The sequence below is a fragment of the Rhizobium sp. 1399 genome (genome assembly GCF_031455475.1).
Classification (GTDB): domain Bacteria; phylum Pseudomonadota; class Alphaproteobacteria; order Rhizobiales; family Rhizobiaceae; genus Rhizobium.
On record NZ_JAVDSU010000026.1, the window covers coordinates 1 to 21,621 of the forward strand.

Consider the following 21,621-nt stretch of genomic DNA (forward strand, 5'->3'; position numbering starts at 1 on the left):
CTCCTGCTTTGTTCAACGGTGTTAATTACCCGCATCCGCCTCCAGGCGGCGGGGAAGTTGTGTCTCCACCTCTTGTAAACGAACATAAGAGGAGTAGTCCTATGACTGAACACTGCGGACGGCCGTGTTATCTTGCCTCTGGTGCTAAATGGCGTGGACGGGGTGTTCGCACGCGGACTCGCGATCGGAGAAAGTAGCGCCCAGAGGACCGTCCAATAACTTCCCAATACGTGATTTGCACAATATGCGCATGTCGTAGCTACTGCGGCCTACGCCGAATGCTTACGAAGCAGAGAACGAACAGGCTTCACGACCCGGACCGGCGGCGTATCCTTCACGACGAGCTTGGTTTATGGTCTGTTTGGAAGCAAGCCGATCACGCAAACACCCTTGCGACACGGAATCATAGCAACAATGCATATGCCATATGCGGCGGAGCAGAGGGTAAAAACCGACGGTAATATTGCGGGTCTCACTCTTTGAACGACGCAATTCGTGCAGGTGCTCGCGCACGTAACTCGCGTCTGAGATTTCGGAAATACGGACAGCCCGAAACAGCGGCCGATCCCGCCCGTTCTAAATGGCGCGCATTTCACGTCAGCAAAGACGATGGATTTGGCCCCAAAGCCCGCAGCCGGACTACCAAGGCCGATTATAATCGAACGCTTCGTGCTCGTCATCGGTCAATTAACGGTAAACCCACTTACCGTCGAGGGCATTCCGTACGACGAGACCCGTTGTCGGCATCTTCGTATTGATGTCGATAACGATGTTAATGTCGTTGGCGGTTTCGCCGAGCTTGGCGCTCGCGTTGTCTGCCTACATTGTGGTGGCGATCGGGCCTCCTTGCGTTCGTGGCTGGTCTTCGAAAAGTGGGGACAGCGGGCGATGCTGAGAATGCTTTACACCAAACAGCGCGCTACTTTTTATGGCGCCTCATAGCATCACCCATCATTTGGAGGCGGCTTAACCGGCCCCTCCCCTTAGGCCAGACTTTCTTTTCTTGCTCGCAGTCTGCGGAACAATTCCCGAATTGCCGGAGTGTTACGCTCGGTCGCCAGAGAAAACAGAAACGCGAAGCCAACGCAGATTGCGACAGCAAGCGCGGCGTAGAGAAAATCCGTGTTCTCTGCCGGCTTCATGTGCCAGCCGGTTCGGAAGGCCCATACGCATATCGCTCCGATCAGAATAACCAGCGGAGTGTGGGTGCAGTAGAGGGAGTAGGAAAAGCCTGCGAGCTGTTCATTGAGCTGCGGCAGTGGCATACGCAACAGCTTTTTCGACTGCCTCATTGCCATCAGGAGATTCGCGAAGCTCGCCGCTATCATGTAGTCCAGAATCGTTTCTTTGGAGAAGAACGTTGCTGGGGTCGCAGTGCCCGGCGCGTAGAGTACGCGCCAGACAACCAGGCAGCCGATGCAGACGATCGCAGCAAAAGCTGCATTGGTCGGCAAAAGAGGTTTGGATCTCAGCGCCGCAAGCGTACCAAGAAGCCAGATCCCGGCATAACCGGCAATCGAGAAGCCCACGAACTGGAACCATGTCAGGGCCAGCAGGATGGCGGTGGCGGCAATCGTCATGGCGAATTTAGCAATGACGCCGCTCCTGCCCCAGAACACCATCATTACAAGCGGGAATGTCATATAGTACCAGAATTCGTGAAAGAGACTCCAGAGAGCACCGTTGCTGCCGAACTGTGTGCAGAACGCCGTCTGAAGAAAGGCGATGTTGCACGCCGCCGTCCATGCATCGTGATTGAGTGCCGTGCCGGCACCCTCTGCGTCGAGCTTAAAGATGCCGTTCTCTGCTGCGTCGAAAATGCCGAGCGCGAGAGTGTCAAATAGGAAAGCAAAGAGGAGCGCCGGAATAAGGACAGTCCAGAGCCGCGACAATCTCGTGATGAAATAGTCGACGCCATCGAATTTGCCGGATCGAAGATATCTCCCCGCAACGCTGCCTCCAACGAGGTACCCGCTCATGACGAAGAAAAGGATGACGGCTGGGCCGCCAAACGATGAAATAAAAGCGAACAAATAGTGGCCGATAAGTCGTTCCGAGTGAGGAACATCGAAAAGCTTCACAAAATACCGGTGATTTATATGGTAGATCACCACTTCCAATGCCGCCGCCCAGCGGAAAAAATCTAACCAAGCAGAGAAGTTTTTATTGTTAACTACGTCGCCAATATTCGTGTTCACGCAAAAGCCCCAGGTAAATCCAGCATATTTTTTGCTAGATGGCATAAGTAATTTCGCAATGATAGTATGCGTCTCAGAAATGATCAGGAAACGGTTAATTTCGCTACGAATATTAGCAAATATGCAGTGTTTGCCGTGGAGAGGTAGGTGTTATACTTGGGGCCAGGCTGGATCTGCGCGGGCAATCCAGTATTGAACGTCCCATCATCCCTCAACCGGATGTTGGGACGTCTCCAGACCACATGCGCTCTAGGCCGCGAAGCGCTGTAGCTGGCCGCTATTGCATGCCGGGTCTTGAAAACCGCTGGCGCATCTCATCACGAATTTAGCGAGACGGCGCGTGGTCAAGCGCGTCAGCGATCGCGTACCACATTGGCTTCCTGGCAAAATTGTCATCCAGCGGCAGGCAGCGTTGTCTTAAGCGATCTCTTCTGGGCCAACCTTCGTGGAGCCAGCTGAAACGATCCGTCATGCCCCAGGTAACAAGGCCTACAACGGCGGGTTCGTCGAAAAGCACATCGAGGTACTGTTTGGTGTGGGCTGCTACGATTGTGTCTCTTATCTGTATGTCAGGCTCGAGCCTGACATCACTTACGTCGAGCTCCGTGGCGCGTATCTTCAAGCCGAGATCGGCAACCTCTGAAAGAAAACGCCGGTAGATAGCCTCATCGAATTCGGCATTTGCGATCAGGTGGCTTTGAATGCCAAACCCGTCAATCGGTGCACCCTTCGATTTAAGTTTTTCCAGAAAGACCAGGATCGCATCTCTTCGAAGGCCCTGGCTCTGATAGTAGACGCTATAATCGTTATAGTACAACTTAGCCTTCGGATCGGCCTGCCTGGCGGCGTAAAAGCAATCCGCTATGAAGTCGATGCCCCCTTTGTTGTATGGTGCCCAGTTGCGGAGATTGTCGGGCATGCCGTCTTCCGGCGCAATCGCCTCATTCACCACATCCCATTCCATGACGCGTCCGCGAAAGTGCTCGATGAGTTCGCGTGCGTGCTTAAGAACGAGCTTCTCCCCGTCATCGCCGCTGATAATGTCTTTCGTCCACGCGGGTGGATTTTGATGCCAGACGGCTGTATGGCCCCTTAATAGGAGCGTGTTATCTTCGGCAAATTTGGCAATTCGCTCCGCGTTAAAATAATTGGCCTGGCGTGCCGTCGGCTGCGTTGGCCTCCATTTCATCTCATTTTCAGGGACTATCATCGCGGCATCGCGTAGCACGGCATCCTGATAGGGCTTGAGGCTGAACAGTGGCCCAGCGTTGACTTGAGTGCCGAAAACAAGTCCCTTCTTCTCGGCTCTTTGCCGCAAAGATGTTTCGCCCGACTCATCGGCGCTGCTGACCCGGGCGGAAGCGATTGCTGCGCCGGCAGCAAGAAGGAACGTTCGCCGATCAATATGCTTTGCTAGCCAATGGCCACTATAATCGCGCATAAATTTCTCCGCCTAAAATTCTCGATATTGTTCAGGTTCAATGTGTCAGGACAAGGCCGGAGCCCGACGAATTTTTCCTTTCATAGGCGCCCCTTTTGTGTAACTTCAATCGGTAGAATGGCCTTGAAATAGCAGGAGCGTGAAGATGTCCGAAGCTGATCACCCGGTCGAGGTCTCGGTGGTAATATGCACCAGAAATCGGCACGACCAACTTGAGGAAACGCTGGATTCACTGATGAAACTGCGTTCCGGTCACCGTTGGGAGGCGATTATTCTTGACAACGCTTCCACAGACCGAACGAAGGAAGTTATAGAGGCGTTTGCGAGGCTTTGCCCGAATGCACACTATGCATATGAAGCTCAGCGGGGGTTGGGTGCAGCGCGCGATACGGCGTGGCGATCAACGCGTGGCAAGATCGTTGCTTTCACAGATGATGATTGCATACTACCGGCTGACTACATCGATCGTGTGGCGGAAGTCTTTCGCGAAGATCCGGAATTGGGATTTATGGGGGGACGCATCGAACTCTTCGATCCCGACGATGCACCGGTAACCATCGACCTGCGGGATCATAGGGTCGAGATTCCCGCCAAGGCCTACGTCTCCGCAGGCATGCTTCAAGGCGCCAATATGGCGATCAGACGTGATGTCCTGGTTAAGATCGGTGGGTTTGATCGTCGTCTTGGTGCCGGTACACCATTCCCCTGTGAGGATATCGATGCTGTCGCTGCGGCAGTGTGGGCCGGATATCGCGGTGCATATGACCCGCGCCCGATCATCCTGCATCATCATCGTCGAAAGGCGGCCGATGTACCGGATATCATGCTGAGCTACGATCGGGGTCGCGGTGCTTATTACATGAAGTATCTTTTGAAAACTGAGACACGCGGCGCCTATGTTCGAGGTTGGTGGGAGACGTCAGGCCCGGTGCACAGGCCAATTACGTGGCGCCGCCTCGGGCGCGAAATTGCGAGTGCAAGGGCATTCCTCGCGCAGACCACGACCCGTTCAGAAAAGAGGCTGTGGGGCAGCTTACTCGGATTTTCTGAGCATTTCGCAAAATTTGCTGCCGAGCTTGTGAGGATTGTCCGTTTTCAGAAGCGTGCACTTCCGTGATCAAATCCAGGGCATGGCTTTTGGGCGATGCAGAAGCGCGTGTTTAACCTCACTTTGTACCGTGTGGCCTAACGCACCTCAGTGAGGCGCATTAGCCTGGGGTTTTCCTCAGCCGTGGTAAATCGACCGCTGGACAGCCTTAGATCGCAAGGTTTTGGCGCTCTTTGAGGATGGAAATTGCCTCGTCAAGCGACTGAGCAAAGTAACGGTTTTCACTGAATGTTCCCCACGCCTTGGCAAAGCCGCTGATTTTGCCATAGCTATTATCGATGACGACATGCGGAATATCCAGAAGGGTGCAAAGAATATGCCCGTGAAGGCGATCCGTGATGACCGTTCGCCCCTTCGACAGCAGTTCGGTTCCCGTCTTCAATCGCGAACGTGCAACCATTTCCAGCAGATTCCCTCGACGGTGATGCTTTTTGCCGGGAAGAAGCAACCAGGGCTCGTGAGCATTGGCCGAGAGATATGACTTGATCTTATTGAGCTTCGAATTGTCGGAAACCTCTTCCGGCCAATCGACTATGAGAACACGATCCTTCGAATATTGATGCTTCGATGTGTCAACACCGCGTGTCTCTTTGTCTTGCCGTAGAAGCATCAATAGCTCATGAGTGGGCGCTAGCCGGTCTCGTTTCTCGATCATGAAAGCGCTGTCGGGGCAAAGTCTGATATCCGCTTTGAAATTTTCCTTCGCAAATTCAAAGCTGCGCTGGTCGCGTACCAGCAGTACGAAATCCTTATGTGCTTCGCAAAGCGCTGCCATACTCGCAGCTTTTTCGGGCTGCTCATAAAATATCGTTTGAGGAAGCTGAATCACCTTCCTGTTCGGATAGCGTCTCAGGATTTCCTCGTGAAAATCATTGAATTCCGGCCACAGGTCACCGAAATTTCCTCCGCCGTGAATGAAAATAGGACCTTCGCCGATCGCGCTTTCCAAATCCGCCCAATTGGTGTGATGGACTGACGAAATGTAAGCAGGGCGCAATGAAAACCGCTTAAAGAGATCGGATTCGCCCACGTAAATAGCGCTGTCACCAACGTTATTATGATCCGGGAAGTCCACCAAAGCGAAGCGCCCATCCTTCGGCACCAGATCGCTCATAGTCGAGAGTATCGTCTTTTGCAGCTGAGACACGACGCTCATATTTTATTCTCCTTCGACAGGAATTGTAATTCCGATTTTAATTGGTCAAGGCGGTGGATTGTTTGCGTTTAAAGAAGTTTTTCTTTAAATTGCTTGCAACGGCTCGCGCAATGTTTTCCATTGAAGGCTGCAGCGCAAAAGCATCGGACAGCTTGCCGAGTTTCAACAAGCGTAAGGCTGTTTTGCCTTTCAACCGACTTATCTCGCGCCTGTTCGGCGTGGAAAGGGTGGTTTGACCGAGCGCTTCGCCGATAAAGGCACAATCCTGATGATCCGGAATATAGGGTCTATACTCCATCAAAGAGAGGAGCTTTGCCGAAGTGGCAGCCTTAAGGTAGCTGCGTTCATCGGGTGAAAGAGATTGCCCGGCAAGCTCGAGTATATTGCTGAGTGTCTTGGCGCGCTCATAGTTCGCTCGTTGGCTGGGCGAAAAGTCGATATCCGGAAGGCCTTGAAGGCGACGTTTATAGGAAATTGCTGCAAGTTGAGATGCAACCGCTGCAACGCGACCATTGACGATGGAGGCACTGGATATGCTGCCGCTGTGGATGCGGTACTCACCGTGAATATCGCGCAAATTATGCAAGCGACCCAAGCCAAGTAGACGCCAATAGAGATCCGTATCCTCCGCGTGAACAACATAGCGGTACCCTCCGACCATCCTTATCGCGTCAAGACGCACCATCAGGAAAGGGTGCATCAGATAAGGCTCTTTTGAAGGAAACCAGTCGGGATCTGGTCGAACATCGCCATAGAGTCTCGACTGCGTGCCGATTAACTTTCCGTTTTCGTCGATATGTCGAATGTTTGAGCCGACTGCCACGCAGTCCTTATTGTTCTGCAAGAAGTTGAGCTGCGCTTCAAAACGGCTGGGGTAGGCGAGGTCGTCAGCGTCATGTCTGGCGACGAACTCGGCGCTGCAAATTTCCAGGCCGGCATTCAATGCCGACACTATTCCTCCGTTAAGCGTCGTTAGAACCTGAACTCGCTCATCGGCCTTCGCGATTTTGTTCAAGATATCTTGTGTGCGGTCCGTCGAGCCGTCGTTGACGATGATGATCCTGATATCGCGAATGGTCTGAGACTGGATGCTGGCAACAGCGGCTTCAATGGTGGTCTCTGCATTGTAAGCAGGAATGAGAACGTCGATCTGAGCCACGCGCAGCGATGTGCTATCCATCCTCGGTCTCCTCTTTTGTGCTTGAGCAGCTTGGACTAAATGGTGCAGATTATTGCTTGCCTATCTGCGAACTGCGTTACGAAGAAACAGCACGTTTTCGCGGCCGATATCAAAAGCAAGAATCGCGACGGATACTGCATATGCGACAGCGAAAATTGCGCCGAATAATAAAAGGCTAAATACGATGTTCAATTCGCCTAAGCCTCCCCACGTGCGGGTAGCGTAGACAGCAAAAAACGCCGCCCCGCAAGCCAGCATCGGCACGCCAACAGGCCGGACCATGGCCTTCCAGTTGAGTGAAAGCGCATTTAACGTCACTCCGAAGGAGAACGGCGTGATGCAAACAAGACTCGCGCAGTAAAGCATTGCGGTGCCGGCCACGGTATCCATGCGGATGAAATAGAGGGGTGGCAAAACCAATACGGCCTTCAGGATGACTAACCACAAGAGAGCCTGTGGGCGCCCGAGTGCGGTCAGGTACGACGCATTGACAAACTGTACGCAGTGAATCCCGCCCATCAAAAGTAGCGGAACCATAACGTGCTCGGCACCAGCCCACTTCTGGCCAAACATGATGTGATTGACCTCTGGAGCAAGTGCTGCGAGGCCGCAGAAAACAGGCGTGCCGAAAAATGCGCCGATCGACGAGCTACGCAGATAAAGACGTTGTAGACGCACTTTGTCGTCCGAAACCTTCGAGAGCATCGTCAATCCCACATTGGAAATGCTGGATTGAAGCAGTTGTAATAACAGCTGATAAAGGCGCGAGGATACTGTAAAGAGTGCCAGCGACGCCGGACCGTAGACAAGCAAGATAACAAAATCGATGCTTCTCAACGTGAAGAAATCGATTAGGCGTTGCCCGACGACGTTGAAGCCGAACTTGCTGAGTCCCGTCAACGTACCCCACGTAAGGTCGGCGTTCGGCTTCCATACGGGCTTTGCCCACAGCCAAATTACGCTTGTGAGTGTCTGGGCGGCAAACTGCCCGATCAGTGCCCATGTCCCAAAGCCCATGATGGCCATAGCAATACCTACGACGCCACCAATAATAATTCCGGCAAGCGTGCGCATGGCCAGCGCGCGGAACTGAACATGACGTCGATACATCGCGTCCTGAAAGCTTGCGAGCGTGAGGAACGGGCAGATCGCAGCCGTCCCGATCAGGTAGGGCGCCAATCCTTCGACATTCATCAGACGGGCAATATCTTCGGACATGAAAGCGGCAATGCCTGCAAGTGCCGTCGAGAGTATCATTGACGCGTAGAATGGTATGTTGACGTCTTGATCCTTCAGACCTTGCTTTTGGATAAGAGCGTCGCCGTAACCAAATTCTGCGACCAGTGAAAGCATCGACATCACCAGGAAGGCGGAAGAAGCGATACCAAATTGTGCCGGCGCGAGCAGGCGGGCAAGAAGGACAAATACGACCATGCTCAACGCACGGCCGCCCCAGTTCTGGAATAGTGACCAGAACAGGGCGCTAACCGCGCGACGACGAAAGTTGCTCATATCATTCATGATGGTCACTCTTGTCGGAACGTTCTTGGTGAAGTTTGGGCGGAACGATGCTTTTCAGGTAAAATCGGACGACCAAGTGATTTTCCCGCATCAATCTTCGCCCCTGTTTCCATCATCGCCTGATGCTTGCTAAGTGCGAGGCGGAGGAGGCCCGTTCCGCGTCACCATACCGAACAACCTGTCAAACTCAAGGTTCAGGGGCAAACTCATTTTGCAGAGCAATATATTTTTTGCAGAGCAATATATGTCCATACTTGAGAGGTCAATCCGGCGGCGATCGGCCCGATACCTGGGAGGTGTCGGAGATCCTACTTCTTCATCTGGCCGTTGCCAAAATGCCGCCATTGACGTTCGCCATCACCCCCCAAATCCGGGTTGATTTGCGTGAGGAGGCGCTTCACCCTTTCCCCGATGGCAGGTGAAACGATGCAGAGCAGCCGATAAAGGGTCCAGCGGCTTAAGAGGGCTTCCTTGTAGTATGGGGAAAAGATTATCCGGATCGCGCTGCGTCGGCGGCCCGCGCGTGCAGCGTCAAGTGCAGCAGCAACGGCAATCCGTTCAAGAAATCCCATCCTGGCTTGCTCGTCGCCGGCAGGAATTTTCAGTTGCTCAATATACTCATATAGCACATCCTCCCGGCGATTGAGCGTCGTCGACTGGGAAATAGAGTCTGGATTGAGCCTGTATTCCGAGACGAAACGATCAACATAAACGAAAGAGTGTGGGCCGGCAGCGAGCGCGATACGAATACCGAAGTCAGCGTCGACTGCGTGGCCAATCTCCGTTTCGGATCGGTAGCGCGTTTTTCGCGCAAGTTCGTTTTCTATAAGGAAGCCGTTATTGGGAATTTGCTGCGTGAGAGCGGCTGAAAGGTTTGATCTCTGGCGGCCAGAAAACTCATGAGTACGGAAGTAGCGGTGATTCCAGCCTTCTGTACGATCTAGTAATATATTGCCGATACAATCAGTCAAATATTGCTTGCCGTAGAAGCATTGCGCGCCCGGGTACTTTAACCACGCCTCGTAAAGTATCTTGATTGCGCCTGCGCAAAGCCGGTCGTCGTCATGCAGGAATATCAGGTATTGCGAATTTGCGTTATCGATTAGCCAGTTCAGATTGGCCGCCTGGCCGATTCTACCCGAATGTTTCCAATATTTTATGTCGACATCGGTCTTTCGCGAGAACCGGTTCACGATCGCTGCGCTTTTTCGATCCTGCGAATCATCGCCGATCAAAATCTCAGCGGGGAGTAATGGTTGGCTAAAACAACTAAGGAGCGCCGCTTCGAGCAATCGCGGGCGATTGCAGGTCGGAATGCAAATGGAAACAAAGAAATCGGGCACGTGACCATTCCGATTTTGTTGGCAGCAGTGTCCGTCCTTTTGATATTCAAGAAGTTACGTCTAATTTGGTGGATTTGGATGCCTCTTCCAAAGACTTGCGTATTCGCAAGGAGTAATCCTTCCAGTGTAAGGTAATGGATTTGGAAATACATTGATTGTAAGGATTCAATACAAGGATGGCGAAATAAAGATGAAATTACTCGTTGAATTTTCCTTAACTCGCCAACCGATGTAATTGTCAGTAGGCGTCGGATCACAACGTTCGAAGCCTGATCGCGGCGATATGATCGGGACAATGGCCTGCCCATCTACTCAGACCAATAAACTTCAATAAGCTAGTGACCATGAACAAAACGTCGAAAGCCGAAAGCAAGCTTAGCCACAACACTCCAAGAACCGGCGCCTTCAGCTGGCTGCCAAAACTACTTGGAAGGGAGGCCACGCCGGCGGATAATGTGGTGGAGGCAATGCGTTCACGACCGAGCCTCAAACCGGACGAGTTCCCTGTCATTTACGCAATCGGCGACGTGCATGGGTGCTATCACCAACTCCTGGAAGCGGAACGCCGTATCAGAGAAGATGCCGCGACCCATGCTGAGAGGGCGCTCGTCGTGCTACTGGGGGACTACTTGGACCGCGGGCGTCACTCCAGAGAGGTAATCGAACATCTGTGCCGCCCAGCAGCTGCCGGACATACGCGGATTGCGCTCTGCGGCAATCATGACGAAGCTTTCCGCCGGCTCCTTGAAAAGCCGGAAGCTTTTCCAGAGTGGTCGCGCTTTGCAGGTCCGGAAACTTTAGCATCCTATGGAGTTGATGCCGCTTATCTGATGCGGCACGGCGGAATCCCTGCACTGGATCGTGCGTTGCGGGATGCTGTTCCGACCCATCATCGTAACTTTCTTGAGGAGTTACCCTCGATGTTGACAGTTGGCGATATCGTCTTCGTACATGCCGGCCTTAGGCCAGGGGTGCCTTTGCCTCAGCAGAGAGATTCGGATCTGCTCTGGATACGTGAGCCATTTCTTACGCGCGGGCCGGAATTGCCGATGTTGGTCGTGCATGGGCATACACCGGTTCATCGGCCCTTCTTTGGAAACGGGCGAATTGCCATAGACACTGGCGCTTTCGCGACTGGCAGGCTCACAGTGCTGCGGATCATGAATCGCCAAGCGCTCGTACTGAACTAGGCCTTCACGTCTGATCCAGGTGCGGGGTGCATGAAGCTTGACTTCTGCGAGGGCGTTTAGCGGAACTTGGCATATCGGAGCGGAATCCCCCGAGCTCTTTGCGTTTTCGAAGAAACGCTCAACGCGGTTGCGCCGGCGAGAGACAGAGGAAGCGAAAGAGAAGCTTTCCCCGTTGCCGTCCTTGCTACGATGGCCGAGGGGCCCGCCTTTTCGAAAGGTAGCGATCAAGGCGCCTATCGCTCAGCTGGCTCTCTCGAACCTAGATGATGGTACTGGAGAAAGAACTCGGTGGGCAGTTTTTCATCCGCTCGATCAGGCGGGTGAAACTGACGAGGGCAGGGGCTGCCTTCCCCGAGCGTTCGATCAGGATTTAGAGCGACCAAGATCGCCCGGTCGGTTCTCGGCGGCGATGCTACAGCGATCACGACAAAATGGCGTGCGGCTTTTAAGTCGCATTCAATAGATCCAAAGGAGCCCCATCAGTCCAGATCCTAAAGCAACTGCGATTAGCGTCATTAAGGGCCGCCTCATCAACTGTCGTTCCTGCAGCCGATCGCCCTGAAAGCCAAACTCGCGACGATCTTCCACGAATCCGGCAAAGACTTCATCATATTCGATGCGCACGATCAAACCTCCCAACCTATATAGAGCGGAAGCGTTGCGAGACACTTGCTCCACCAGATCGCTGAATCCTAAGCTGTTGATCGGCGATAGCAATTAGCTCAATGGATGTAACCCCCACCACCGTGCTATCCTGCCCACGTCGGGGAGTTGAGAGCCTGTTTACCGATGCAGAATGCCTTGGCGGGAAATCCGTTATCGCGAGACGGAAATCAACACGCGCGAGCCGCCACCGCGCCCGGCTTCGAGCCCAGTTCTATTTGCGAGGTCATGGCCTTTTGCAGCCGTCAACGCGAGGAAGTCTCTAACACCAGCCGTCTATCATCGATGGAATGGGCATCCATCAACGTCAGGTGCAACGAATCTCAAACAAATTCGGCGAACAGTTCCGGACGACCACCGGTGAATGGAAATCGGAAACTTCTTTTCTAGGTCAGAAGGCAAACACTTTGCGTTGGCCGCAATAAATTGCGCTTGGCGTGGCTCCACAGAAACCGGGCCGATGCGTCATGGATGATCTATCCTGTTCGCACCCTTGCAGCATGGTCGACGACATGTTCGTTATTGAAATCATTATTGACAATTGAGGCAACTAATTTGAACGCCTTTCAGGCATTCAGGCGAAGCGTCTGCTAAGCCTTGCGAACTTGGCAAAGTAGATGATCAATGCTCACCCATCATCCTCCGCCGATCAGGCCCTTTGCTGAATAGCGCCTGAAAAGATGCCGGGGATACGATCGATGGACTCCGTACTTGACAGCGAGAAAATCGATACGTGCTCCAGCCAGATATTCGGCCAAAAGCGCGATGCGGCGGTCATGTGAAAGCGAGACGCGTGGCATCTGAATGTCCTGCATTGTCATTTTGCCAGACTGACCGAAGGTGAGACCTAGATCAAGCCCAACATTCCATCATTGCGCGCTCAGGGTGGCGAACTGCAATTTAAAGTCATGTGCCAGGTTCATACCTCACCATGGAAGCAAGATTGGGGTCATCATCTGCGGAGTTCCAAAGATCTTCGGCGGTGATATCGTTCTGCTGGATAGTTTCTTTGTCCGTGTTCATCAACATGCGGCCACAGGAAAATGGGACTCTAGACGATGCCTGAGCGGCTCCCAGCTGTACCGCGAAGTTGTCGTACTTCGCCGGCCAGGCGAATTTTTCCTTCAGCTGAGAACGGGATTCGGTTAGTGTATAGACTTATATCTGGTGAACGGATCGTGGTAACTCTTGCGAGAGCCTTGATGTTGTAAATCCTTGCTCAGGTGAGGTAACAGGCGGCGTGGGATCCGATCACCCCAACATCAAGTATTCTTGAGAAGATCCGGACGAATGAACCTATCCAGCTCGCTCGCCCGAGCGAAACCGATTGACCAGGAACTTACGGGTGCTGCCGCAGCGTGATCGGATCGTTGGAGGACGTGATGAATTCTTCGAGAATCTGGCTTGGACGGCACAACGAGGAATTTGCAAAGAGCTTGCCCATGGGGTCGATCGTGCTTGATGCGGGAGCCGGAAACCAGCCGTATAGGCACCTCTTCGGCCATTGCATTTACGAGGCCGCCGATTTCGAAATGGTCGACAAGGAATATGCGAAGTCCACCTATGTATGCGACCTTTCAAATATTCCTGTAGCGGAAGCCAGATTCGATGCCATTGTGCTCAATCAGGTCCTGGAGCATCTGTCGGACCCGGTCGCCGTGCTTCACGAAATGCACAGGGTCCTCAAAAACGGCGGGACGATGATTTGCTCTGCACCCCTTTTCTACGAGGAGCATGAGCAGCCTTACGACTTCTTCAGATACACGCAGTTTGCGTGGCGGCATCTCCTTGGAAATGCTGGCTTTGAAATCATCAGCCTGGATTGGATGGAGGGATATCTGGGAACGGTGGCCTATCAAATGGAAACAGCTTCGAAACATCTGCCGCGCGGTGCAAAGAATATCGCTCCAGGCGCGTTGGGGGTTGCTGCTGTTCCACTGCTGGCATCCGTGCGAATCGCATGCAGGCATCTGGCCAGGATATTTTATCGTCTTGATGCGCGGCAAAAATATACCCAATCGGGTTTCCCGAAAAACTACATTGTCGTGGCAAAAAAGGCTTTTGTCGTCACGAAAGCCGCTTAGGCATCGCTTTCACCCCTTCATCGAGCTGTGACGTTGCGGCCCAACCATCGCCACCATTGCCTCTAATGTTGCATCCGGTAGCCTTACTACGGCTATCCGGAGCTGACGATCGGCTCGGTCACATATGATGACGGAAGGCTCGCATTGGACACTACACGCCGAAACCTGATCGCCGGCCTCTCGGCGATATCCGTCAGCAGCATTGCCGCTTCGTTGACCGCGGGCGCCCGGCCGGCGCTCGGAACGCAGGTGACTGCCGAGAACGGTGGTGAGCAGACAGTGCGCCGCGCCGTCGCCTATGGCACGAATGCGGGTTATCAGAAAGATACATCCGGTTCGACCCAAATGACCTTCGTTCGGCGCAAGGAGTATTTCCTGCCCTACAACGTCAAAGCGGGCGAGCTGATCGAGTTTTCCTTTCCGCTTTGGACGCTGGAGCGTCCGCCGCGCAGTCCGGTCATCGAGGTCGATCTCGCAGAAGCCTATGATTTCATGCTGTCCATGGAATATCCGTTTAACGACAGTTCGACATCCTCGCCTGATCTTGCTAATCGCTATCGCTGTCTGAACACCAAGGATAATCGGCCGATCTATTCATACGTTCCAGGCCAGGCGGAACGCATGATGGTATTCACTGTGAATGCCCCGGTCGACATTCCGGCCTTTACGGCAATCGGCGGTATCCTGCTGCATGAATGTGTCGCCGGCCGCTTCGGCGTGGTGAAGAACAAGGCCATCAACAGTGTCGTCAATGCCTCGACCTTCATCGGCCGCCGGGACGGCTCGTTCAACTCAAAGACCTCACTGATTGCCGCCGACCCGACGATGACGCAGGCACAGTTTCACGCCGCCAATGGTAGTCAGACCGGCACTCCCGGAACCATGCTGGTCGGCGCTATCAGGATCGCTGTTCCCGTAAATGCCGTTGCCATCATGTCGATGGGCAACTCGAAGCTTCAGGGTGCCAATGAGGGTACGGCCGGTTCGGGCACATTTGGCGATGGCGGCGGCGACCGCAACGGCAATACCGGTTGGGGCACCCGTCTCGCATACAAGCTCCGCCTTGGTTGCGTTCAGATGTCCAGGGGCGCCGACGGCTACAACTATCAGCTTATCTCCGGTATCGACCGGCGCATGGAATTCGCCGTCTGGTGCAATCCGACACACCTCCTTCCGTGCGATCCCCACAACGACACCACGCAGGCATCAACCCCCGACTGGTCTCAAAAGAGCTGGGCAGTCGACGACACCTGCAGGGTCAATGGCAACGCTTACATCGCTGATACCGGCGGCGCCTCCGGCGCCGTCGCGCCCGCCGGCACGGGCAAGGGCATCGTCGATGGAGACGTCCGCTGGACCTATATCGGGCCGGACGACATGGGCTCGACCGCCGGCATGTCCCTTGTCGGCAAGATGCGCAAGCTCTTCCGGCAGTACAAAGCTGCGATGCCGCATGTGAGGATCATTCCGCCGACGCTCACGCCTGATACGACGTCAAATGTCAAAGCTTTGGATTACATCTATGACAGTGGAACTGGTGATCTCACTCTGACCATCCCCGACGTTTCAAAACTCGCTGTAGGAAGCCATGTTGGAGTGGCCGGGCTGATCCCGAAGGCCTTCAACACGAGTTGGAAGAATGACGCGCGGATCAAGGCTATCCACGGCAATCAGATCACTGTGAATCTGCCTGTTGGCCTCACTTCTCCCATTGGGAATGCGTCGGTCAACCTCACCTGGAGCGATCCGGGTTACCAGACCCCCAGGTCCGGCTATGCGGCCCACGCCAGCTTCCGTTCCTGGATCAACCGGTTCCTTCGGACGAACCCGAACCGCGCGCTCGACATGGTCATCTGCGCGGATGCCGGCAAATGGGCAGAGGCAGGCAACCCAATCACGCCGGCAGCAGAAACCGGGTCATGGGTTGCCCTTCCTGGCGAAGGCGCCACTGATGGCGGCGCTTTCACTTCGGATGGGACGCACGAGACATCCCGGGGCAATGACTACATCGCCGCCAAGCTCGCTGCCGATCCGGCTCTCATAAAGGTATTGCAGAAGGCCGATTAGCGAAGCTCCCATGGTGTGACACCCGTTATATCTTTTGACGGCGAGCCCGGGTTAGGTGATGGACGAAGGATTAAGGTTCAATACCGTTGGTTCTTCCCTGCTGAACTTGCAGCATCGGCAGGGGTTGAGCGAGAGTGGTCGACGGGAAAGTCCACCGGCGCGCTTACGAAGCGCAACCGACTTGAGAAAGCCGCTGCTGAGGTGGACAGCTCACCTGACGACAAGACTCGATGAAACCATTGCACTATCTACTAATGATCTTTGTTGCGCCGCCACTCCTGGCGCTCATGATGGTACTTGTTTTCATGATCGCGATATCGCCCAGCGATCAGCGCGCGGACCCGCGTCCAACAGGAACGATCGGCATCAAAAAAGGCGACAGGATCGGCAAGCCCGGCGACAGGTTCGCGCCACCGCGATCAGGCGGTGACTTTCAATAATTGTCGAGCGCGTGAGAGCCCATCGCCCCATCGCTATCAGCGTTGCTTGAGCTCGAGCCGGATCCTGTAAAAATTCTGGGCGTCGGCGGTCGCTTTCACGTCGCATTGTTTCGTGCCGACGGCCACGGTCTTGATCTCGCTCACGTCAGTGGTCAGCCAGATCGGCGCTTCGCGACTATAGGACCGGCCGGGAAGCGCGCGCCAGTTGGCAAAGAAAACGCCCACCTCCTGGCCGGCCGCATTGAGGAAACTTGCAACGACGCAAACCTGATCGTCATCCTCGGTGTCTTCGTTTCGCAGCGTGACGCGAGACGTCACGGAATTCGTCTTAGGATCCGAACGGAAGGAAAAGCTGTAATATTGCGGCCGCTTCCAATCCCATTTGTCCTGGACCAGGACGCAATATCCACCTTCGACGGCCAGGCATTCCTGCGCTGCATGGACGCGCCAGACGTAATTCTGCCAACCGTCCTCATTGGGAACGGGAGAATGATCACTGGTCAACAGACCTAAGGCGATAGAGAGCTGCTTGAGAGTTGGCATGCCCAATGCTGTCTAAATTCGCTGCAGCGCGCAAGGCACCCATTTGCTCAGACCAGGATTTCCACGCCAGCGGCGGCAGGGCAATGAAAGGATTTTGGGCGTCATAGCTCATCTTCGGCTCGGCATGCCGGCCTTCAGTCGGCACTTCCTCCGCTGTGCCGAAGCCCGCAGAAACGGTCCAGGCAATTGCGACGAGAAGGCAGGATCCGAAGCTGTGAGCCAAAACCTCCCCTCCGGCCGAATGATCCAGACTGTTCCGGATTCTCAATAGGAAACAACACCCAACCAAAGCACGCCGCACCGAGGAGAGCGGCGGCGGTCGCGACAAAACAGACTTCAGGGTCAAGTCTGTTGCTGCAGCGCAATAAATGACTTGTATCCATCCCGTAATATATGGTCAAATTCGCTGATTTTTACGAACAAACAGGAAAATTCCCTAATCCAAGTAGAGGAATTGCGCGTGACGAGTGTTAGCAACGGCGGTCGTGTCGACTGTCTTGATGGATTGCGCGGCCTGGCCGCCCTGTGGGTACTGGTTGGCCATGCTCATATTCTGACCGGATTTTCGCTGCCAATCATTGGCGACCCGGATCTCGGTGTCGACCTTTTCATCATGCTGTCTGGCTTCCTGATGGTCTTTCACTATCAGCGCAGAAAAGAGCGGGAGCCGTGGGAGGCGAGCAATACCTGGATCACCTTCTGGGTCAGGCGTTACTTCCGAATTGCGCCGCTCTATTACGTGATGCTTGTTGCCGCCCTCACGCTCGGCCCCTTCATCTACGATTCCCGCATGGTGATTGACGGCTTCAATGGCGTGGAGCCGCAATTGGCCAGTCGCTACTTCGACAGCAGCCTGACCAACTATCTGGCTCATTTGACCTTCCTCTTCGGCTTCAGCCCTGATTATGCTTTCAGGACCGCGCTACCGGACTGGAGTATCGGTCTTGAAATGCAATTCTACGCCGCCTTGCCCTTCATCATGATCATTGTCGGCCGCATCGGCTGGATCAAAGGCATTGTAGGCGCCTCGTTTGCCGGTATCGTGATTTCCTATGCGTTGAACCGGCTCGGCATTTCCTTTCCAATGCCGACCTTCCTTCCACTCAAGATGCATATTTTTGCCGCCGGCATGCTGCTGGCCGGTGCTTTGCGGACCGACAAGAGACGGGCCTACCAGTTTGCGGTGATCGCCATTTTGCTTGTTCTCGCCCCGCTCGGCGGCGGAAAGGACCTGATGCACCAGTTCGTACGGATAGCGCTCGTGCTGATTTTCTTTGCTTTCATCCATACGCACCGCCTCCCTGAAACTCTGGCAAAGCCCCTAAGGCCGATGGGCGCGTGGCTGGGTAACCGCTTTTTCCATGGTCTGGGTGAACTGTCTTTCGGCGCCTACCTGATCCATCTGATGGTCATGCAGCCGGTCATCGCCTACCTGATCAAGACGACTGATGTTTCCGATCCGGTGCGCTGGGCGCTCTCTCTCGTCATCACCATGCCGATCGTCTACGGTCTCGCCTGGCTCGGTTACAACTTGATCGAAATGCCGGGCCAGAACGTGGGTCGGGGCCTGACGAAGCCGCGCGCCTCCGTCTAGGTTAGACTCATAACGATCTGACCCAGATACGGGCGAGAAGCGTGACGGCTGCGAGGTCGGCGGGGGTGCCGATGAGCCGTTCATGAGCAAAATCGGCACCTTGTTGCCGATCGCGCTGTGTGGCCGGAACTCGTTGTAGATCCTATGCAAGCTCACCGCGGAGCTTGATAGTTCGACCTCCGCTTTCGCTACGGAGGATGACCATGAGCGCGGATGCCGTCAACGACTGCTATATTGCATTGGAATTGAGCCAGAGAACTTGGCTCGTTGGGTTTTTGCTGCCTGGCTCCGAGAAGGTCCAGACAATGGCGATTGCCGGTGGTGATGCCGACGCGTTGCTCGGTGCGATTTCGAGAATCGAAGCAAAAATTGAAGGAGATGTCAGGTCGGAAGGCCTCACATGCCGCATGCGTGTCTGTTTTGAGGCGGGCTATGATGGGTTCTGGCTGGCCCGCTTTCTTCTCGATCATGGCATCGACACGACGATACTGGATCCCTCGAGCTTTCTGGTCTCGCGACGAGGGCGCCGTGCGAAGACAGATCGCATTGACGTCGAGGCAATGGCGTTCACGCTGAAGGCTTACCTCCTAGGCGACAAATCTGTCTGCCGCCCGGTTCGACTGCCCACGCCCGCCTTGACCCGGCGCTTGGGAACCTTGTTGCGGAGCTGAAGGTCCATCTCCTTGTAAAGGCGATAGATTCGCTTCGGATTGACCGCCCATCCTTCACGTTTGATCAGGATATGAACGCGACGATAGCCGTAGCGTACTCGCGTCTGACAGATGTCCTTGATCTTCAGCTTCAGTTCGGCCTGTTCACCGCGCCTGGACTTGTAGACATAAAGCGACCGGTCGATCTTCAGCACCGAGCATGCGCGCCGTATCGAGACCTTCCAGTCGGCCTCGACTGTGTCGACAAGCTTCCGCTTGCGGGCAGGCCTCAAAGCTTTTTTGAGAGCACATCCTGCAGCATGGCCTTGTCCAACGACAGGTCGGCTACGATCCGCTTCAGCTTGGCGTTCTCCTCTTCGAGCTGTCGCAATCGCTTCATCTCCGAAGGCATCAGCCCCGCGTATTTTTTGCGCCAGTTGTAGAAGGTCGCATCGGAAATCCCTGCCTTGCGGCAGACCTCACCGATCGGCGTCCCATCCTCCGCCTGCTTCAAAACGAATGCGATCTGCGCTTCCGAAAACTTCGAGGCCTTCATCGAATTCTCCTCTTCTTCCCAACAGGGATCATAAGTGGAAAATTCCAGGTCCGAATGGCCTAATTTAACGGGGGCACGTCACCCCGAACTGCGTGAGCGAGAAGGTAATACGCCGGTGCTTTCATGCCAAGCCTGAACAGCAAATGGTGATGGGGCGGTGGGGTCTGATACTGCTTCTATCCGTACTTTCGCGGATATCATTTCGGGGCCAACTGTCGCATTCTGTCGATGCGCCGAGCATGGCTGGTTACCACGGCTAGGCCAGCGTCACGTGGAAAATAGCGCTGGCCGAGAGGTGCAAACTGAGGCTACAGCCAACCCACTAGTTTAAAGAGGGCTGCCCACAACAGCAGAGATATCGCCGCGGCGACGATCAGGTGATGAGTGCGCGTCATCTTGCCTCCTCCTCCCAAAGGAACATCCCCATGATGCGCTGATTCGCGATTAAAGCGAAATATTCGCGATTCAGTTGATGGCGGGGTCGATCTCCGGCGGGCCCCATCGGGTGATGGCCCGAGGGTTAAGCCTGATTAACGACTTGTCCGTGGAGGCTCGTGTCGATCATATTTCCGCGCCGGTTCCGCCTTGAGATCAGTTGACGACACACCCAACGGTATGCGGAGCCGGCGCATTTTCGACGCAAGAGATAGGGTGGGGAGTGCCGTCAAAAGTGTGCGCAGATGACCGCACCCCCCGCTCGCTCTTGTGGGAAGAGCGATGAACTCCCCTAACGTTATGTAGCGACCACTGCAACCTAAAATATTGACGTCTCCTTGGCAGATGATGATGGGGCGGTGGGATGCCACCCTAAACAGCGGCTCGACGTTCGGCGGAGAGCATTCTCAGCATCACCCGCTGTCCCCACTTTTCGAATACCATCCAAGAGCCGTAGGAAAGTACGATCGCCAGCAAGAGGTACGCAGACAGCATCAATGCGAAGCTTGCCTCGAAACCGAGCGCTGGCGCCATGCGCTTAGTGAGCCTTGCGAAGATGGAGACCAGGAGTGGATGGATCAGATATAGCGAGTAGGAGATCTGTCCGAGGAAATACACCGGCCCGTTGCCAAACAAACGTTCCCCAACTCTGGAATCCTGCGCAATCAACCACACGACCAATGCAATAAGCAAATAGGTCACCAGATCGCTGGTATCGGAAAACCAACTCGCGCAGAGCGCCAAGAGGGCGAGCGGGAGCAAGTAGTTGGCTATCCGCAAGCGAACTGGGCCTGCCCTTTCGGAAAGGGAATAGCCGATCACACCGAGAACGAAGCCGCAGAGCGCTCGCGCCAATGAGAAAGAATCGTCCGCAGACACAATGTCCATCGGTCCTTCGACGCCTAAACCGAGATGCGACATCCCCGCGATCGCAGCTAAAGCGGCAAAAGCAACAAAACCGAGCATCACGTTATGCTGCGCCGCCAGCAGCGCGATGAGCGGGAAAAAGATGTAGCAGAACAACTCTGCACTAACGGACCATGAAACGCCGAGGATCGGCGTCGCGTGTAGGCCCCAACCAGTCAACATGAAGATGTTGCAGAACGCGTCCCAGGCCCCAAGCGTGATCTGTTCGCCACCGCCAAAGTTAAGGTTCAGCTTTGCTGCGGCAACGATAAGAATAGCCAGGTAGGCTGGGTAGACCCGGCACACGCGCTTTACTAGAAAGGCCCGATAATCCGCCAGGCTGAAATTAGAAGAAAACACGGAGGCGTACTTGTAGGCGAGAACATACCCGCTAAGCACGAAAAAAGCGTCTACAGCTAAATAGCCTGGCCCTACCGAGAAGACCGGTTCACTGCCAAATCCGCGCGAAAAATGGTACAAGGCAACAATAAGTGCAGCAACGCCACGGAAACCCGTCAATCCAAGAATCTCGCCACTCTTCGCCAT

The 21,621-nt window shown here is 54.5% G+C and carries 16 protein-coding genes and 1 pseudogene; 6 read left to right on the top strand and 11 right to left on the bottom strand.

The window, feature by feature from the left end; all coding sequences use genetic code 11:
- Nucleotides 1-983: 983 nt before the first annotated feature.
- Both J2X71_RS37535 and J2X71_RS37540 read right to left on the bottom strand, forming a co-directional pair.
- On the bottom strand, nucleotides 984-2,198 hold the full coding sequence (locus J2X71_RS37535; protein WP_310390481.1) for an acyltransferase: 1,215 nt from the start codon (nucleotides 2,196-2,198) through the stop codon (nucleotides 984-986).
- 325 nt (nucleotides 2,199-2,523) lie between these two features.
- On the bottom strand, nucleotides 2,524-3,639 hold the full coding sequence (locus J2X71_RS37540; protein WP_310390482.1) for an endo-1,4-beta-xylanase: 1,116 nt from the start codon (nucleotides 3,637-3,639) through the stop codon (nucleotides 2,524-2,526).
- Between the two features lie 145 nt (nucleotides 3,640-3,784).
- Between J2X71_RS37540 and J2X71_RS37545 the strand changes: the two genes are divergently transcribed.
- A complete protein-coding gene (locus tag J2X71_RS37545) occupies nucleotides 3,785-4,756 on the top strand; it encodes a glycosyltransferase family A protein (protein WP_310390483.1) in 972 nt (323 codons plus the stop codon).
- 139 nt (nucleotides 4,757-4,895) lie between these two features.
- On the opposite strand, the gene J2X71_RS37550 is transcribed toward J2X71_RS37545, so the two are convergent.
- The 4 genes from J2X71_RS37550 to J2X71_RS37565 all read right to left on the bottom strand — a co-directional run bounded on the left by J2X71_RS37550 (nucleotide 4,896) and on the right by J2X71_RS37565 (nucleotide 9,947).
- Entirely contained in the window at nucleotides 4,896-5,903 is a 1,008-nt protein-coding gene (locus J2X71_RS37550) for a polysaccharide pyruvyl transferase family protein (protein ID WP_310390484.1), read from the bottom strand.
- 37 nt (nucleotides 5,904-5,940) lie between these two features.
- Complete coding sequence (locus tag J2X71_RS37555; protein WP_310390485.1) at nucleotides 5,941-7,083, bottom strand: glycosyltransferase family A protein; 1,143 nt, start codon at nucleotides 7,081-7,083, stop codon at nucleotides 5,941-5,943.
- Between the two features lie 60 nt (nucleotides 7,084-7,143).
- Complete coding sequence (locus J2X71_RS37560; RefSeq protein ID WP_310390486.1) at nucleotides 7,144-8,604, bottom strand: oligosaccharide flippase family protein; 1,461 nt, start codon at nucleotides 8,602-8,604, stop codon at nucleotides 7,144-7,146.
- 308 nt (nucleotides 8,605-8,912) lie between these two features.
- The gene (locus tag J2X71_RS37565) at nucleotides 8,913-9,947 is read right to left on the bottom strand and encodes a glycosyltransferase family A protein (RefSeq protein ID WP_310390487.1); all 1,035 of its coding nucleotides are present in this window, start codon (nucleotides 9,945-9,947) and stop codon (nucleotides 8,913-8,915) included.
- Between the two features lie 344 nt (nucleotides 9,948-10,291).
- On the opposite strand from J2X71_RS37565, the gene J2X71_RS37570 reads away from it, so the two are divergent.
- Nucleotides 10,292-11,137, top strand: a complete 846-nt coding sequence (locus J2X71_RS37570) for a metallophosphoesterase family protein (protein ID WP_310390488.1) — start codon at nucleotides 10,292-10,294, stop codon at nucleotides 11,135-11,137.
- A gap of 456 nt (nucleotides 11,138-11,593) precedes the next feature.
- Here the strand turns inward: J2X71_RS37570 and J2X71_RS37575 are convergent, their stop codons facing one another.
- The gene (locus J2X71_RS37575) at nucleotides 11,594-11,761 is read right to left on the bottom strand and encodes a hypothetical protein (protein WP_310390489.1); all 168 of its coding nucleotides are present in this window, start codon (nucleotides 11,759-11,761) and stop codon (nucleotides 11,594-11,596) included.
- 1,421 nt (nucleotides 11,762-13,182) lie between these two features.
- Between J2X71_RS37575 and J2X71_RS37580 the strand changes: the two genes are divergently transcribed.
- Nucleotides 13,183-13,884: a class I SAM-dependent methyltransferase gene (locus J2X71_RS37580; RefSeq protein ID WP_310390490.1), complete on the top strand. Its 702-nt coding sequence runs from the start codon at nucleotides 13,183-13,185 to the stop codon at nucleotides 13,882-13,884.
- Between the two features lie 144 nt (nucleotides 13,885-14,028).
- Nucleotides 14,029-15,951 carry a hypothetical protein gene (locus J2X71_RS37585; protein WP_310390491.1) on the top strand — a complete coding sequence of 641 codons (1,923 nt, stop codon included), beginning with the start codon at nucleotides 14,029-14,031 and terminating at the stop codon, nucleotides 15,949-15,951.
- Nucleotides 15,952-16,427: 476 nt separating this feature from the next.
- On the opposite strand, the gene J2X71_RS37590 is transcribed toward J2X71_RS37585, so the two are convergent.
- Complete coding sequence (locus tag J2X71_RS37590; protein ID WP_310390492.1) at nucleotides 16,428-16,934, bottom strand: hypothetical protein; 507 nt, start codon at nucleotides 16,932-16,934, stop codon at nucleotides 16,428-16,430.
- Entirely contained in the window at nucleotides 16,885-17,157 is a 273-nt protein-coding gene (locus J2X71_RS37595; protein WP_310390493.1) for a hypothetical protein, read from the bottom strand. The genes J2X71_RS37590 and J2X71_RS37595 overlap by 50 nt, the downstream gene beginning before the upstream one ends.
- 237 nt (nucleotides 17,158-17,394) lie before the next feature.
- On the opposite strand from J2X71_RS37595, the gene J2X71_RS37600 reads away from it, so the two are divergent.
- Together J2X71_RS37600 and J2X71_RS37605 are read left to right on the top strand one after the other, a co-directional pair.
- Complete coding sequence (locus tag J2X71_RS37600) at nucleotides 17,395-18,528, top strand: acyltransferase (RefSeq protein ID WP_310390494.1); 1,134 nt, start codon at nucleotides 17,395-17,397, stop codon at nucleotides 18,526-18,528.
- 203 nt (nucleotides 18,529-18,731) lie between these two features.
- Complete coding sequence (locus J2X71_RS37605) at nucleotides 18,732-19,199, top strand: hypothetical protein (protein WP_310390495.1); 468 nt, start codon at nucleotides 18,732-18,734, stop codon at nucleotides 19,197-19,199.
- On the opposite strand, the pseudogene J2X71_RS37610 reads toward J2X71_RS37605, so the two are convergent.
- Nucleotides 19,160-19,734: pseudogene (locus J2X71_RS37610) on the bottom strand (transposase); the annotation flags it as partial. The gene J2X71_RS37605 and the pseudogene J2X71_RS37610 overlap by 40 nt on opposite strands.
- 807 nt (nucleotides 19,735-20,541) lie before the next feature.
- Nucleotides 20,542-21,621, bottom strand: coding sequence for an acyltransferase (locus J2X71_RS37615; protein ID WP_310390496.1), 1,080 nt, complete (start codon nucleotides 21,619-21,621; stop codon nucleotides 20,542-20,544).